Annotated in this window: 15 protein-coding genes; 10 read left to right on the forward strand and 5 right to left on the reverse strand. The window is 71.4% G+C overall.

From position 1 onward, the window contains the following. Positions 1-19: 19 nt before the first annotated feature. From metX to ITJ59_RS13010, 4 genes are all read left to right on the forward strand, one after another. The gene (metX, locus tag ITJ59_RS12995) at positions 20-1,222 is read left to right on the forward strand and encodes a homoserine O-acetyltransferase MetX (protein ID WP_194651619.1); all 1,203 of its coding nucleotides are present in this window, start codon (positions 20-22) and stop codon (positions 1,220-1,222) included. Positions 1,223-1,434: 212 nt separating this feature from the next. Beyond that, complete coding sequence (locus ITJ59_RS13000; RefSeq protein ID WP_194651621.1) at positions 1,435-2,592, forward strand: sensor histidine kinase; 1,158 nt, start codon at positions 1,435-1,437, stop codon at positions 2,590-2,592. Then, positions 2,589-3,914, forward strand: a complete 1,326-nt coding sequence (locus ITJ59_RS13005) for a hypothetical protein (protein ID WP_194651623.1) — start codon at positions 2,589-2,591, stop codon at positions 3,912-3,914. Before ITJ59_RS13000 ends, ITJ59_RS13005 begins: the two co-directional genes overlap by 4 nt. An 87-nt stretch (positions 3,915-4,001) precedes the next feature. Then, positions 4,002-4,673, forward strand: coding sequence for a response regulator (locus ITJ59_RS13010; protein WP_194651625.1), 672 nt, complete (start codon positions 4,002-4,004; stop codon positions 4,671-4,673). A gap of 179 nt (positions 4,674-4,852) precedes the next feature. Here the strand turns inward: ITJ59_RS13010 and ITJ59_RS13015 are convergent, their stop codons facing one another. Further along, positions 4,853-6,118 carry an MFS transporter gene (locus tag ITJ59_RS13015; protein ID WP_194651627.1) on the reverse strand — a complete coding sequence of 422 codons (1,266 nt, stop codon included), beginning with the start codon at positions 6,116-6,118 and terminating at the stop codon, positions 4,853-4,855. 280 nt (positions 6,119-6,398) lie between these two features. Continuing rightward, positions 6,399-6,584, reverse strand: coding sequence for a hypothetical protein (locus tag ITJ59_RS13020; RefSeq protein WP_194651629.1), 186 nt, complete (start codon positions 6,582-6,584; stop codon positions 6,399-6,401). 124 nt (positions 6,585-6,708) lie between these two features. Here ITJ59_RS13020 and ITJ59_RS13025 point away from each other — a divergent pair, with 124 nt between their 5' ends. Then, positions 6,709-6,903 (forward strand): hypothetical protein, encoded by a 195-nt coding sequence (locus tag ITJ59_RS13025; RefSeq protein WP_194651631.1) that lies wholly within the window; start codon positions 6,709-6,711, stop codon positions 6,901-6,903. A 65-nt stretch (positions 6,904-6,968) separates the two neighbouring features. Here ITJ59_RS13025 and ITJ59_RS13030 read toward each other — a convergent pair whose 3' ends face one another. After that, positions 6,969-7,277, reverse strand: a complete 309-nt coding sequence (locus ITJ59_RS13030; protein ID WP_194651634.1) for a thiamine-binding protein — start codon at positions 7,275-7,277, stop codon at positions 6,969-6,971. After that, on the reverse strand, positions 7,274-8,545 hold the full coding sequence (locus ITJ59_RS13035) for a glycosyltransferase 87 family protein (RefSeq protein ID WP_194651635.1): 1,272 nt from the start codon (positions 8,543-8,545) through the stop codon (positions 7,274-7,276). The genes ITJ59_RS13030 and ITJ59_RS13035 overlap by 4 nt, the downstream gene beginning before the upstream one ends. 104 nt (positions 8,546-8,649) lie before the next feature. Here ITJ59_RS13035 and ITJ59_RS13040 point away from each other — a divergent pair, with 104 nt between their 5' ends. After that, the gene (locus ITJ59_RS13040) at positions 8,650-9,360 is read left to right on the forward strand and encodes a YceI family protein (RefSeq protein ID WP_323749495.1); all 711 of its coding nucleotides are present in this window, start codon (positions 8,650-8,652) and stop codon (positions 9,358-9,360) included. Between the two features lie 353 nt (positions 9,361-9,713). On the opposite strand, the gene ITJ59_RS13045 is transcribed toward ITJ59_RS13040, so the two are convergent. Continuing rightward, entirely contained in the window at positions 9,714-10,574 is an 861-nt protein-coding gene (locus ITJ59_RS13045) for an ADP/ATP-dependent (S)-NAD(P)H-hydrate dehydratase (protein ID WP_323749496.1), read from the reverse strand. 24 nt (positions 10,575-10,598) lie between these two features. On the opposite strand from ITJ59_RS13045, the gene ITJ59_RS13050 reads away from it, so the two are divergent. From ITJ59_RS13050 to ITJ59_RS13065, 4 genes are all read left to right on the forward strand, one after another. Further along, complete coding sequence (locus tag ITJ59_RS13050) at positions 10,599-11,231, forward strand: HAD family hydrolase (protein WP_194651639.1); 633 nt, start codon at positions 10,599-10,601, stop codon at positions 11,229-11,231. 10 nt (positions 11,232-11,241) lie between these two features. Next, positions 11,242-12,324, forward strand: a complete 1,083-nt coding sequence (locus tag ITJ59_RS13055) for an NADH:flavin oxidoreductase/NADH oxidase (protein WP_194651641.1) — start codon at positions 11,242-11,244, stop codon at positions 12,322-12,324. 157 nt (positions 12,325-12,481) lie between these two features. Continuing rightward, complete coding sequence (locus ITJ59_RS13060) at positions 12,482-13,876, forward strand: hemolysin family protein (protein ID WP_194651643.1); 1,395 nt, start codon at positions 12,482-12,484, stop codon at positions 13,874-13,876. Beyond that, a complete protein-coding gene (locus ITJ59_RS13065) occupies positions 13,873-14,910 on the forward strand; it encodes a hemolysin family protein (RefSeq protein WP_194651644.1) in 1,038 nt (345 codons plus the stop codon). Before ITJ59_RS13060 ends, ITJ59_RS13065 begins: the two co-directional genes overlap by 4 nt. Positions 14,911-14,985 lie beyond the last annotated feature (75 nt).

Raw genomic sequence — 14,985 nt, forward strand, 5'->3', positions numbered from 1 at the left:
CCGGCAGACTGGACGCACCATGGACTGGCAGACGACCCCCGAGGACTCCGTGCCGTCCACCCTGGTGCCCGGTGCCGAACTCGGCACACTCGGCAAGCCGCCCGTCACGGGCGCCTGGCGCCCCGGCGACCACCCGGGTGCGCGCCACTTCGCGTCCCTCGGCGAGCAGTGGGTGCGCGGCGGCCGTCTGCCGGCCGTCCGCGTCGCCTACGAGTCGTGGGGAACCCTCAACGCGGCGCGGGACAACGCGGTCCTGCTCTTCCACGCGCTGACCGGAGACTCGCACGTCGCCGGTGCACCGGGCCCCGGCCACCGCACCGCCGGCTGGTGGAACGACGTCGTCGGACCGGGCCTGGCGATCGACACCGACCGGTGGTTCGTGATCGCGCCGAACATGCTCGGCGGGTGCCAGGGCACGACCGGGCCGTCCTCGGTGGCACCCTCCGGGGTCGAGTGGGGCTCGCGGTTCCCGTTCGTCACCGTGCGCGACCAGGTCGAGGTGCAGCGACAGCTCGCCGACCGGCTCGGCATCGACGTGTTCGCGGCCGTCGTCGGCGGGTCGATGGGCGGGATGCACGCACTGGAGTTCGCGGTCTCGCACCCGGCGCGGGTGCAGCGACTCGCGGTCCTGGCGTCGACGGCACAGACCACGGCGGACCAGATCGCGGCGAACTCGCTCCAGCGCTCGGCGATCCAGATGGACCCGGCGTTCGCGGGCGGCGACTACTACGAGGCCCACGTCGGCGAGGGACCGCACCGCGGGCTGGCGCTGGCTCGGCGGATGGCGCTGATGACCTACCGGGCGTCCGACGAGCTGAACGGCCGGTTCGCCCGGTCGTGGCAGAGCGACGTCTCACCGCTCGGCGACGACGGGCGGTTCTCGGTGGAGAGCTACCTCGACTTCCACGGCAACAAGTTCACCCGGCGCTTCGACGCGTCGACGTACGTCACGCTCACGCACGCGATGGACTCGCACGACGTCGGCGCCGGGCGGGGTGGTGTCGCTGCTGCGCTCGAACTCGTGACTGCCCGCACGCTCGTCGTCGGGATCTCGAGCGACCGGCTGTTCCCGATCGAGGACCAGCACCGGATCGCCGCCGGCGTCCCCGACACGCTCGACGGCGACACGGCCGCGGTGATCGAGAGCGAGTTCGGGCACGACGGGTTCCTCATCGAGCACGAGCAGGTCGGCGCGCACCTGCGGCGGCTGCTCGACGGCTGAGCGCGGCACGGCACGTGCGGCGCGGCACGTGCGGCGCGGCGCGCCGAACACCCCACAACGGGTGTCGCCCGTGGTTTGATGGCCTGGAGCCGGACTGAACGAGGCTCGGTTTCCCGCACGACCCGCACGACCCGCACGACCCGGCACGACGCGCCGGACCCGCACGACCCGGCACGACCCGTCACACCAGATCGTCACCAACCAGGACATCGATGGAATTCATCGCACAGGAACGCGACCGCTTGCTGCGGGCGACCACCCGTGTCGTGGGCATCGTCTGCGCGCTCATCAGCGTCGTCGGCGTGGTCTGCGCCGCCGCGGTCCCCGCCCTGCCGCTCGTCGGCGCGCTGCTGTGCATCGCCGCGATGGTGGCCTCGCTCGTGTTCTTCGGCCGCAGCGGCTCGGTGTGGTGGACGGCCGCGATCCTGACCACCGGCCTCGGCTCGCTGGCGCTCCTCTTCTTCGGGGTCGACGAGTCGGTGCGTCCGCTCGTCGCCGCCGCCGTGATGCCGCTCGCCGGCGGGTCGCTCTCCGCACCACTGATGGCGCAGCGTGGTCAGCCGTTCGGCCTCGGACTCACGATCGGCACCGGTGCGATCGTGGCCGTCGCGATGGTGTGGGCGACCGGCACCGTGCTGTCGACGCCCGTCAGCGGTGCCCTGCTCGGCTGGGTCCTCATCGCGGTCGTCGCCGTCTGGATCTCGCGGAGCATCCCCCGTGTCGCACGACGGATCTACAGCATCGGTACCGCGCACCGCGCCGAGCGGCAGGCCAGCGAGACCGAGGCGCAGCGACGCCAGGGTGCGCGGCTGCTGCACGACACGGTCCTCGCGACGCTCACGCTCCTCGCCCACTCCGGCGTCGGGGTCTCCGAGCAGGCCATGCGCGAGCAGGCCGCCGAGGACGCCCGGCTCCTGCGCCACCTGCGACTCGGCGCGACCCCGCAGCCGTCGCAGTCCGGCGACTACTCACTCACCCGCGAAGAGGAGTCCCCCCTCGGCCAGACCCTCGAGTCGGTGAAGCAGCGCTTCGGGCGGATGGGCCTCGAGGTCAGCTGGCACGGCACCGGACAGGTGCTGCTGCCGTCGCACGTGCTCGACGCGTTCCTGCTCGCGCTCGGCGAGTGCCTCGAGAACGTCCGTCGGCACGCGGGTGTCGGCGAGGCGCACGTGACGATCGTCCACGACAACGACATGGTGCGCGCCATGGTCACCGACTCCGGCGTCGGCTTCGACCTCACCACCGTCAGCGCCGAGCGACTCGGCTTCAAGGAGAGCGTCGTGAGCCGCCTGCGCGAGGTCGGCGGCGACGCCAAGCTCTTCTCCGCGCCGGGCTCCGGCACCACCGTCGTCCTGGAGGCACCGCGATGAGCAGGGTCCCCGAGGACACCATCAGCCGTGGCCTGCCCGGTGAGTCCACCGGTCAGCAGCCGCCACGCACCCGCCGCGAAGCCCGCGACCGGTACCGCACCAGCGAGCGCCGTCAGGCTCGTGGGCTCCCCTCGACCTCCACCGGTGCACGGTCGCTGCGCCAGGCCGCCAAGCCCGGCGCCTCGCTCGGAGCCGGGTACCTCGGCCTCGGCGCCGCGGTGCTCACCGCGATCGAAGCGGTGTCCGGCATCGTCTACTTCCTGGTCCGCTGGTCCGAGTTCTCCGACCCGTGGCTGCCCGCCGCCGCATGGGCGCTCTACCTCGTCGCAGCGGTCGGAGTCGGCCTGAGCGTGCTGACCTACGGCGAGCGGCTGACGGGGCTGGCCTTCGGGCTGATCTGCGTCGTGCTGGCGTGCGTGGTGACCCTCGACTTCATCGGCATCTGGCCCGAGCACGACATCGCGCACACCGCGTCGGCGTCCATCGCCGCCGGCTTCGCCCTGCTGCCGATGGCGACCCTCCGGCCGGCCCGCGAGGTCGCCGCGGCCATCGCGGTCCTCGGGCTCGCGTTCATCGGCATGAGCGTGGCCTCGACCCCGATCACGAACGCCACCCTGCCCGCGATCGTGTCCCTGCTCGCCCTGGTCGTGGTGCCCCCGTCCATCGCCCTGTACGTCGTGCACCGCTTCCGGCAGCTCGTGCAACGCGAGCTCGACCGGGTCCTCGTGCAGAGCAACGTGCAGGCTCCCCAGTTCGCGGTCGGCATGCTCGCATCCGACGAACTCGCCCGCCTCGACCTGGCCGCCGAGAAGCTGCTCGACGCCGTGGCGAACGGCACCGATCCCCTGCCGCTGTCCGACGCTTCGAGCTCCGTCGCCGCCTCGCTCGCCACCGAGCTCCGACTGCACCTCATCGAGGGCCGCCGCGAGACCTGGCTGTACCACGCGATCACGGAGTCCGACCACCTCGGCCGCTCGGTGAGCGTTGCCGATCCGGGTGCGCTGGCCGGCCACCTCAGCCCCGCGCAGCGTGACGGCCTGCTGCAGGCCCTGTGGCAGATGGTCGGCGACGGCCGCACCGCCACCCCGGGTCTGCCGGTCGTCTCGGTCACGCTCGGCCCGGTCGGGTCCGACGGCCACCCCGTCACCGACGAGCGGATGGACGTGCCGGTCGTCATCGAGTCCCGCGGCGTCCAGCGCCGACGCCTCGGCCCCACCGCATGGAGCGCCCTGCAGCGCATCGGTCCGTACACCGAGACGGTCCGCGACGGCGCGCTCCACATCGTCGCCCACTGCGTCGTGGACCGACATCCGTCGATGTAGCTGCCGGACACCCGGACAGCCTGCACGTGCCATGTGCCCCTCCCTCCTAGGATCGGGCACGAACTGCCCCCGAGAAAGGACGCCCGCATGGCGACTCCAGAGGAACCCATCCGACTCGCACTCGTCGACGACCACAGGATGCTCCTCGGTGCGCTCACGGAGTGGATCCGGAGCGCCGCCGACGACATCACGTTGGTGGCCGCCGTCACGACCTGGCCCGAGCTCCTGACGAGCCCGGCGTTCCCGGTGGACGTGGTGCTGCTCGACCTGGACCTCAAGGACTCCATCCCGGTGTCGCTGAAGATCTCGACGCTCAAGACCGCCGGTGTGAAGACCGTCGTGATGAGCACCTACTCGGAGCCGAACGTCGTGCGCGAGGCCCTCGCCGCCGGTGCGCTCGGCTACCTGGTCAAGAGCGAGGACGCCGACATGATCGTCGAGGCGATCCGCTCAGCACAGCGCGGCGAGCAGTACGTCTCCGCCGAGCTCGACCTGGCCATCAACAGCGGCGACGTCGGTGGTGTCCCGAAGCTCAGCGCCCAGGAGCGTCGTGTCATGGCGCTCTACGGCGGCGGCGAGCCGGTGAAGAGCGTCGCGTACCAGCTCGGCATCTCGGAGGAGACCGCCAAGAGCTACCTCAAGCGCATCCGCGAGAAGTACCGCGTCGCGGGCTTCGACGTGGGCACGAAGGTGGCGCTCCGGAAGCGTGCGATCACCGACGGCATCATCGTGCAGGACGGCGGCCCGCAGGGCCTGTAGTGCGGCACGGCGCACGCGCCCGCTTCGCTGAGTGAGCAGAAGACGTCGGGTTCCATCACGTGACTCGACGTCTTCTGCTCACTCGGCGCGGTCTGCCGCACCCCACATCGGCCGGGAGGCCCGGGGCGGCGTCGCCACGGGCCTCCCGTCCGGTGGGTGGGCGCGCCCACCGCGCGCGGTCAGTGGATGGGGACGGGCGCGGTGATCGGGCCGGTACTGGGCGACGGGGAGCGCAGCGCGGCACGGCGCGTGGTGCGCCGCTCGACCGAGTAGCTGACCATCGTGACGACGACGCCGAGCAGTGCCAGGCCGATGCCGAGCCAGCCGGGGGCGAGGAACCCGAAGCCCGCCGCGATGACGGCACCGCCGAGCGCGGCACCGATCGAGTTGCCGATGTTGAACGCCGAGTGGTTGAGCGCCGCGGCGATCGTGCGGGCGTCACCGGCGACGTCCATCAGGCGGGACTGCACCGCCGGCGGGATCGCCGACGACGTCGCACCGAGCAGGAACGCACCGAGGAGCATGCCCCAGAGCCACTGCGCGGTCAGCACCGTGATGAGCAGGGCGCCGATGAGCGAGAACATGCCGAAGTAGATCGTGCGCTTCACGCTGTGGTCGGCGAGGTGTCCGCCCAGGATGCCGCCGACGACCATGCCGATGCCGACGACCACCAGGACGATCGGCACGAACGACTCCGGCATCCCGGTGACGTTCTGCACGAGCGGTGAGATGTACGAGTACACGGCGAAGAACCCACCGAAGCCGACGGCGCCGAGGCCCATCACGATCCAGACCTGCGGCACGCGGAAGGCGCGGAGTTCCCTGCCGATCGTCGCGTGTTCGTCACGGGCGCTCTTCGGCACGAAGGCCGCGACGGCGAGGAACGTCAGTGCGAACAGGGCGGCCACGACGCCGTAGGCGATCCGCCACCCGGCGAGCTGGCCGACCCAGGTGATGGCGGGGACACCGACGACGTTCGCGACGGACAGGCCGAGCAACACCATCGCGATGCCCTTGCCGCGCTTGCCCGGGCCCATCATGTCGCCGGCGACGATCGAGGCGATGCCGAAGTAGGCCCCGTGCGGCAGACCGGCCACGAAGCGGGCGACGAGCACCAGGCCGAAGGACGGCAGGAGCGCGCTCGCGATCGTCGCGAGGACGAACCCGACGAGCAGCACGAGGATGAGGCCCTTGCGCGGGAACCTCGCGGACATCGCCGCGATGGTGGGGGCGCCGACGACGACCCCGAGTGCGTAGGCGCTGACGAGCCAGCCCGCGTGCGCGATGCCGGCGTCCGGGTCGAGGCCGTACTGCTGCGGCAGCAGTGCCTGCGCGATGTTCGGCAGCAGGCCCATCGCGACGAACTCGGTCGACCCGATGGCGAAGCCGCCGAGGGCGAGCGAGATGAGCGCGGCGGCGCGACGCGCAGGCGTGAGCTGTGACATGGGGCCTGTTCTCGGACGGCGTCCTGCGGAGCGTCGTCGGATCGGGGTGTCGAATGGACGGTGCCGCCTGGGCGACGGTGGTGACCGAGGCGTCCCGCGGTCGACGCAGCACGCGTGCCGAGCGGCAGCGCGGCCACGCCCGATCGGGGTGCCGGTCCGGGTTCAGCAGCGAACGGACGGTCCGGGTGGCGACGACCATCCGGTCAGAGCAGTGTAGACCGCTCCAACGGCCGAACGGAAGTCGCCTCACGCGGATTGCCGGGAGCGGGACCGGTCGCGGTCAGGCCGCCCGACGCTCCGTCCGCGCGCCACGCGTGGATGCGAGAGCGAGTTCGGGCAGCTCGTCGCGGTGCGTCCAACCGATACCGCACTCGGCGCACGTAGCCCAGGCGTTCTCGCCTTGTTCGTCCGTGTCGATGACGACCGTTCGCAGGTCGCAGTCGGGGCACCAGTCGTCGTGGGTCATCACGCGCTCCTCGTCGTCTCGGGGCCACCCGAAGTGGCTCGATACGGGCCATGAGACACCCGACCACCGACATCGACGGGAGGGCATCGGCGTGTCGCGCGGGCCCCCGTTGTTCAATGACCACGTGACCCTCACCACGACCGTGCTCGCCTCCTGCGCCGCCGGTGCGCCCGCGAACTGCGAGGACGCCACCGACCCGATGGGCATGGTCATCGTGCTCATCGCCGTGCTCGCCGGCATCGCGCTGCTCACCGTGCTCGTGGTGCTCGGGCCCGATCCCCGCCGGCGCACCCGCGCACGGCGGCGCGACAAGCGCTGAGCGCTGAGCGCTGAGCGCAGCGTCCGCAGCGTCCGCAGCGTGCCAGGCCGGTCAGCGCGCTGGCGTCAGTCGCCGAGCGCCGCTTCGAGCCGCTCGAGCTTGCCGTCGATCTCGCCGGTGTGGCCGGGGCGGATGTCGGCCTTGAGCACGAGCGACACCCGCGTGCCGTACGCCCCGACGGCCTCGGTGGCGCGCTTGACGACGTCCATGACCTCGTCCCACTCCCCCTCGAGCTCGGTGAACATCGACGACGTCCGGTTCGGCAGCCCGCTCTCGCGCACCACCCGCACGGCCGCGGCGACGGCGTCGTGCACGGAGCCGTCCGCCTGCTCGGAGGGACCACCGGACGGAGCAACGGAGAAGGCGACGATCATGCGTCCATCCTGCCCGCGCTCCGCCCCATCCGCACCAGCTCGACCACGGTCCACGCCAGGATCGCCACCTCGAGCACGTTCCGCACCGTCAGCACGACGAGCATCCACGGCTGCAGCGTGAGCACCTGGTCGTAGTACCCCGGGTAGATCAGCTGGGTCAGCACGGCGGTGGGGAGCGCAGCGAGCGCGATCGGCACGAACCGACGTGCACTCGGTGTCCCCGCGGCCAGCCCCCACACGATCGGCACGGCGAGCCAGCCGATGTACTGCGGCGACCCGACCTTGTTCGTGGCGATGAGCGCCGCGACGAACAGCAGCGCGAGCACCGGCGCGAGCTCGGCACGACGGGCACCGCGGCGTGCGGCCCACAGGGCGAGGACGACCCCGGCGACGACCACGACGGCCATCAGCGGCGTCGAGACCGCGGCCGCGGCGTCCGTGCCGGCACCGGAGACCTCGAACGTCAGGATCTGCTGGTTGTAGAACACGGCCGCACCAGGGGCCCCGAACGCCGCTGCCCACATGAACGGCGTCGCGAGCGGCGACTCGATCTGCAGCGCCCGTCCGGTCTGCTCCCCGATGAACGACAGCAGGTACGGCGCTCCGCCCCAGAGCACGTCGACGAGCACGATGAGCGCGGTGAGCACGAGCGCGCCCGACAGCACGCCGCGGCGGTGGCCCTTCCGCAGGAGCAGCAGCACGGCGACGAGCGCGGCCGGCCAGACCTTCGTCCACGCCCCGGCGGTGAACAGCGCCGAGGCGACGGCCGGACTTGACGCCACGAAGGCCACCCCGACCAGCGCGAACACCGTCGCGACGGTGTCGATGCGGCCGAGCGCGATCGGCCCGAGCGCGAGCAGGAAGGCGAGCCACCACCACACGACCCGCACGCCACGCGCCGACGAGCCGCCGGCACGCCCCGCCGCGCCGAGCACGCCGCTCGCCCGGAACCGACACAGGAACGCGCACGCCACGGCGTCGAGCAGCACCATCAGCAGCAGCCACCCGGAGCCGATCGACGCGATCCCACCGAGTGCGGCGGCGGCCATCGGCACGATCGCCAAGATCGGGTAGACCCACTCGCCGTCGATCCCGACCCAGAAGTCCGCGCTCCGCCCGGTCTCGATCCACCGGCTGTAGGTGATCGTCACGTCGCCGAGGGGCAGGTTCGCCGAGACGGCCGTCAGCCACCACAGCGCCGCGTGCACGGCGGCGAACGCCAGGACGAACCCGACGCGTTCGATCCACGGGTTCCCGGTCCTGCGCACCGGACGAGCGTACCGGCAGCGAGCGCCCCCGAACCGGCAGCGAGCCCACCCGAACCGACCCGAGTCCCAGGCTCCCCCAACCATGACGTGTCACCGTCTTGACCGTGACCACCGAAACCCCGCGCGGGCGCCGCAAGGCCGTCATCTGGATCTCCGTCATCGCCGCCGTCGTCGTGCTCGGCGTCGTCGGGGCGATCGTCGCGACGAACGTCTACACGAGCAACGAGAACGCGAAGGCCTCAGCGGCACCGTCCGTGGCCGCCAGCCGACAGGCGTCCACCCTCGACGACTCCGACCTGTCCGGCGACTGGACGGTCGGCGGCGACTCCGAGGCGGGCTACCGCCTGCAAGAGGTCCTCAACGGCTCCGACGTCACCGTCACCGGCCGCACCGACAGCGTCTCCGGCAGCGCCACCGTCGACGGCTCGAGCATCACGAAGGCGACGATCACGGTGCAGGTCGCCGACATCGCCACCGACTCCGACCAGCGCGACTCCTACTTCCGCGACTCGGCGATGGACACCTCCGCCTTCCCCGAGGCCACGTTCGAACTCACCGAGCCGATCGCCGACGCGGTCCCGAGCGGCTCGGACACGACGAAGGTCACCGCTGCCGGCAAGCTGACGCTGCACGGGGTCACGAAGGACGTCACCGCCGACCTGCAGGTCGGCCTGAACGGCGACGGCGTCGACATCTCCGGCTCGATCCCGGTCACGTTCTCGGACTACGGCGTGCAGGCGCCGAGCCTCGGCTTCGTGAAGGTCGACGACTCCGGCACGGTCGAGTTCCTGGTGCACGCGACCCCCGCGAGCTGACGTCCGCGACGCGCGTCACGCCCGTGACGTGCGCACCGGCGGACGGGAGGCCCGTGGCTGCCCCGCCACGGGCCTCCCGCCCGTCCCCCGCCTGCGTCTGCAACAGGCGACACGACCGATGTCGCACGACGTCGACCTCGTCGTCGCCCCGCGCGCAACAATGCGCTTGGGCAAGGAACGGCGAACTCGATGTCGTACGACATCGACGCTGTCGTCACTCCGCGGGTGCAACAACCAGCGCACGCACGGGACGACTTCCTCGTCGTCGTACGACAACGAGGAAGTCGTCACCGCGCGGCAGCAACAGGCGACATCACTGATGTCGTACGACCTCGAGGATGGCGCACCGACCGCTACCCGCGCGCGTCGCCGTCCACGACGAGGTCCCGCACGACCCCGGGCAGCTCGGCGATCAGCCCGGTCATCGGGAACGGCCCGCCGCCGGACGCCCGCCGAGCCGCCACCCCGTGCACCACCGCGGCCGACGCGGCCAGGTGCGCCAGGTCCGACGGCGTGAGCGACGAGCCAGCAGACGAAACGGCACCCTGCCGCGCCGCCACGAGCGCGCCGAGCACCCCGCCCAGCACGTCCCCGGCACCGGCCGCCGCGAGCCACGGTGTCGCCGACGATGCCACCAGGCGGACCGACCCGTCCGGCGTGACCACGTGGGTGCGCTCACCCTTGAGCAGCACGACGCTGCCGGTCTGCTCGGCGGCGCGGAGGGCTGCAGCGGCCGGGTCCTGCTCGATCGACTCGCGGGAGACCCCGAGCAACGACGCGAGCTCGCCGGCGTGCGGTGTCAGCACGGCGAGCGGCCCGAGGTCGACGAGCGGGATCGCACCGGCGTCGACCACGACGGGGACGCCGTCGTCCGAGGCGTGCCGGAAGCCGGACGCCGTCATCTCGTCCAGGTCGGCGAGCGAGGGGGCCGAGATGCCCGAACCGACGAGCCACGCCTGCACGCGACCGCCCCCGGCGACGCACTCGGGGCGACGGGCAAGGACATGGTCCGACGCCCGCGACGGTCCGACGTAGCGGACCATGCCGACGCCGGTGTGGACGGCGGCGTCGACTCCCAGCACCGCGGCACCCGGGTACTGGTCGGAGCCGGTCGCGACCCCGAGGACCCCGCGGCGGTACTTGCTGGACTCCCCCGTCGGCGCGGTGACCCACGCGGCGGCATCGGACGGCTGGACGGGCAGGAAGTCGTTCACCGGGCCCACGTTACGGTGGAGCGCATGAGCCTGTTCCTGCCTGGTCGCGTGGTGGTCTTCGACTACGGCGAGGTGATCAGCCGGACGCCGCATGCCTCTCGCGCTGCACTCGTCGAGTTGACCGGGGTGCCTGCCGACGAGCTGTTCCCCGTCTACCAGGAGCTCCGGCACGACCTGGACCGCGGGGACCTGTCCGTCGTGGCGTACTGGCGGGCGATCGGTGAGCGGGTCGGGCGCACCTGGAGCATCACGGAGATCCACCGGTTCTGGGCGATCGACTTCACCGGCTGGTTCGAGGTGGAGCCGGAGACCCTGGCGATCGTCGAGGAGCTGCACGACGCGGGGACCCGGGTGGCGCTGCTGTCCAACGCGGGCTTCGACTTCGGCGACCCGTACCGCCGCTCGCCGATGGGGTCGTTGTTCGAGACGGTCGTGGTGAGTGCCGAGGAGCACGTCCTGAAGCCCGCAGCATCCATCTACCGCGACACGTGCGCGCGTCTGGGAATCGAGCCGGAGCAGATGGTGTTCGTGGACAACAGGGCCGAGAACGCCACCGGTGCGGAAGCGATCGGGGCGGTCGGCCACCACTACACGTCGTCGGCGTCACTGCGGTCGTTCCTGACGGAACTGGCCGAGCAGCCGGCGCCCGTCATCTGAGGAGTCCCGCGTGACGCACGCCCTGTTCGAGCCGATCACCATCCGCGACCTGACCGTCCGCAACCGCATCTGGGTCTCGCCGATGTGCCAGTACTCGGCCGAAGAGCAGGACGGCGTCCCGACGCCGTGGCACCTCGTGCACCTGGGCGGCTTCGCCAAGGGCGGCGCCGGCGCGGTCGTCGTCGAGGCCACCGGTGTCGTGCCGGAGGGCCGGATCAGCCCGCAGGACCTCGGCCTCTGGAACGACCAGCAGCGCGACGCCTTCAAGCCGATCGTCGACTTCATCCACACGCAGGGCGCCGCCGCCGGTGTCCAGCTCGCACACGCCGGCCGCAAGGCGTCGACGTTCCGTCCGTGGGAGCCCGAGCACGGTTCGGTCCCCGCCGACCAGGGTGGCTGGTCGACCGTCGCCCCGTCTGCCGAGGCCTTCGACGGGTACGCCGTCCCGCGCGAGCTCGAGACCGAGGACATCCGGGTCGTGGCGCTCGCGTTCGCGCAGTCCGCTCGTCGTGCGGTCGAGGCCGGGTTCGACCTGGTCGAGATCCACGCCGCCCACGGGTACCTGCTCCACCAGTTCCTCTCGCCGCTCAGCAACCACCGCACCGACCAGTACGGCGGATCGCTCGAGAACCGTGCTCGGGCACTGCTCGAGGTCGTCGACGCCGTCCGTGCCGAGGTCGGCGAGGGCCTCCCGATCGTCGTGCGGTTCTCGGCGACCGACTGGGTGGACGGCGGGCTCACGCTCGACGAGACCACGCAGGTCGCCCGGTGGGCTGCGGAGCACGGCGCGGACCTGGCCGACGTCTCGACCGGCGGCAACGTCGCGAGTGCGCCGATCCCGGTCGGCCCCGGCTACCAGGTGCCGCACGCCGCGGCGATCAAGCGCGACGCCGGCATCGGCACCATCGCGGTCGGCATGATCTCCGAGGGGTTCCAGGCCGAGCAGATCGTCGCGACCGGGCAGGCCGACGTGGTGATGGTGGGCCGCGAGTTCCTGCGCGACCCGGGCTTCCCGCTGCGCGTGGCCGTCGAGCTCGGCGTGACGGTCGACTACGAGCCGCAGCAGTACCACCGTGCCCGCGTCACCGCGTAGACGCGCCACGATTCTGTACGGATTCACGGTCGGCCCCACGGGCAGGCAGTACGATTGGCAGCACTGTGGACGATCCCCCGAATAGTTCTTCGCCTCACTCATCCGCCGCTCACTCGGTGAGCTGCACGTCATCCCTGTGCGCGATCGGGGGTGAATCATGAGTCCGATCGACATCGTCATGCTCGTCGGCGGCATCCTGCTGACACTCGGCACCGGCGTCTTCGTCGCGTCCGAGTTCGCGCTGGTCAACCTCGACCGAGCAGACGTCGAGGCCCGACGCGACCGCGGTGAACCCGGCCTCGCCCCCGTCATCGGGGCGTTGAAGGTCACCTCGACGCACCTGTCCAGCGCGCAGCTCGGCATCACGCTGACCACGCTGCTCACCGGGTACCTGCTCGAGCCGTCGATCGCGAAGCTGCTCGAAGCCCCCTTCCTGGCGATGAACCTGCCAGAGGGCATCGTCGAGACCGTCGGCTCGATCATCGCGCTCGTCATCGCGACGCTGCTGTCGATGATCCTCGGTGAGCTCGTGCCGAAGAACTTCGCGCTGGCGCTGCCGCTGCAGACCGCGAAGCTCGTGGTGCCGCTGCAGATCGCGTTCACCACGGTGTTCAAGCCGGCCGTCGCCGTGCTGAACGGCACCGCGAACGCCGTGCTGCGGTCGATGGGCATCGAGCCGCAGGAAGAACTCTCCGGTGCACGCAGCGCCGAGGAGCTCACCTCGCTGCTGCGTCGTTCGGCGTCCGAGGGCTCGCTCGAACAGGACACCGCGACGCTGCTCCAGCGGACGATCTCGTTCTCCGAGCTGAGCGCCAGCGACGTGATGACCCCGCGGCCGCGGCTCTCCACGATCCGCGTGTCGGAGTCGGCGGAGGACGTCATCTCCCTCGCCCGCAAGACCGGCTTCAGCCGCTTCCCCGTCATCGAAGAGGACGCAGACGACGTCGTCGGCATCGTGCACGTCAAGCAAGCCGTCGCCGTCCCGCGCGAGAAGCGCCCGGAGGTCCCCGTCGGTGCACTCATGACCGACGCGGAACGCGTCCCCGAGACGATGCCCGGTGACACCCTGCTCGCCGAGGTCCGCGGCCGCGGCTACCAGATGGTCATCGTGGTCGACGAGTACGGCGGGACCGCCGGGGTCGTCACCCTCGAGGACCTGATCGAGGAGATCGTCGGCGAGGTCTCCGACGAGCACGACCGAGCCCGCATCGACGTGGTCCGCTCCCGCGACTGGCTGACCTTCCCGGGTCTGCTGCGTCCCGACGAGCTCGAGGACCGCGCCGGCGTGAAGGTGCCCGAGGACGGCCCGTACGAGACCGTCGGCGGCTTCCTCATGTCGACGCTCGGGCGGCTGCCCGTGGTCGGCGACGAGGTCCCGCTCGACGGCGGCGTCTTCCGCGTCGAACGTCTGGACGGCCGCCGGATCGACCGCATCCGCTGGACCCCGACGCCCCCGCCGACCGACACCGCGGCGACCGCCATCATCATCCCGGCCACGAAGGCCACCACCAAGACCGCGAAGCGGTCCGAAACGAAGGAGAGCACCCGATGAGCTCCGACTGGTGGGGGATCTTCTGGCTCGTCGTGCTGCTGCTCGGCAACGCGTACTTCGTCGCCGCCGAGTTCGCCGTCATCTCCGCCCGCCGTTCGCAGATCGAGCCGCGCGCGGAAGAGGGCTCCAAGGCCGCGCAGATGACCCTGTGGGCGATGGAACACGCCACCCGTATGCTCGCGACCACGCAGCTCGGCATCACCGTCTGCTCGCTGCTCATCCTGAACGTCTCCGAGCCGGCGATCCACCACCTGCTCGAGGTCCCGCTGCACCTGACGGGCTGGAGCGCCGAGGTCATCGGCACCGTGGCGTTCGTGTTCACCCTGCTGCTCGTGTCGTTCCTGCACGTGGTGTTCGGCGAGATGGTCCCGAAGAACATCTCGTTCTCGATGCCGGACCGCGCTGCGCTGCTGCTCGTCCCGACGCTCTGGTACATCGGCCACGGCCTGCACTGGGTCATCGTCGGGCTGAACGAGGTCGCGAACGGGGTCTTGCGGCTGTTCCGCGTCGAACCCAAGGACGAGGCGGTCAGCGCCTACACCGTCGAAGAGGTGCAGACCATCGTGGAGCAGTCCCGCCGCGAGGGCACCCTGACCGACGACGGCAAGCTCGCCCTGGCGTTCGAGTTCACCGAGAAGAAGGTCCGCGACGTCGCCGTGCCGATGGCGGAGCTCGTCACCCTGCCCGAGGACGCCACCCCCGCCGACGTCGAGCGTGCCGTCGCCCAGCGCGGGTTCTCGCGGTACGTGCTCGTCGGCGAGGACGGCTCCCCCACGGGCTACGTGCACGTGAAGGACGTCATCGACCTGCGGCCGGACGAGTTCGACGACCCGGTGCCGCCGAAGCGCATCCGGCAGCTCATCTCGCTGTACACGGAGATGGACCTCGAGGACGCCCTCGCCACCATGCGGGCAGCAGGGCGCCACGTCGCGCGGGCGTTCGACGCCGATGGTCGGACACTCGGCGTGCTGTTCCTCGAGGACATCCTCGAAGAGCTCGTCGGCGAGGTCGAGGACGCGACCCGGCGCCGGTAGACGCACCAGCAGACGGACGGGAGGCACGTGGCGGCCCCGCCACGTGCCTCCCGTCCGTCTCGCGGTCGCGTTCAC

The organism is Curtobacterium sp. VKM Ac-1393 (assembly GCF_015350995.1).
GTDB lineage: Bacteria > Actinomycetota > Actinomycetes > Actinomycetales > Microbacteriaceae > Curtobacterium.

Coding starts and splice junctions, on each gene's coding strand:
- metX (WP_194651619.1), top strand. CDS start 20: ATGGACTGGCAGACGACCCCCGAGGACTCCGTGCCGTCCACCCTGGTG.
- ITJ59_RS13000 (WP_194651621.1), top strand. CDS start 1,435: ATGGAATTCATCGCACAGGAACGCGACCGCTTGCTGCGGGCGACCACC.
- ITJ59_RS13005 (WP_194651623.1), top strand. CDS start 2,589: ATGAGCAGGGTCCCCGAGGACACCATCAGCCGTGGCCTGCCCGGTGAG.
- ITJ59_RS13010 (WP_194651625.1), top strand. CDS start 4,002: ATGGCGACTCCAGAGGAACCCATCCGACTCGCACTCGTCGACGACCAC.
- ITJ59_RS13015 (WP_194651627.1), bottom strand. CDS start 6,118: ATGTCACAGCTCACGCCTGCGCGTCGCGCCGCCGCGCTCATCTCGCTC.
- ITJ59_RS13020 (WP_194651629.1), bottom strand. CDS start 6,584: ATGACCCACGACGACTGGTGCCCCGACTGCGACCTGCGAACGGTCGTC.
- ITJ59_RS13030 (WP_194651634.1), bottom strand. CDS start 7,277: ATGATCGTCGCCTTCTCCGTTGCTCCGTCCGGTGGTCCCTCCGAGCAG.
- ITJ59_RS13050 (WP_194651639.1), top strand. CDS start 10,599: ATGAGCCTGTTCCTGCCTGGTCGCGTGGTGGTCTTCGACTACGGCGAG.
- ITJ59_RS13060 (WP_194651643.1), top strand. CDS start 12,482: ATGAGTCCGATCGACATCGTCATGCTCGTCGGCGGCATCCTGCTGACA.
- ITJ59_RS13065 (WP_194651644.1), top strand. CDS start 13,873: ATGAGCTCCGACTGGTGGGGGATCTTCTGGCTCGTCGTGCTGCTGCTC.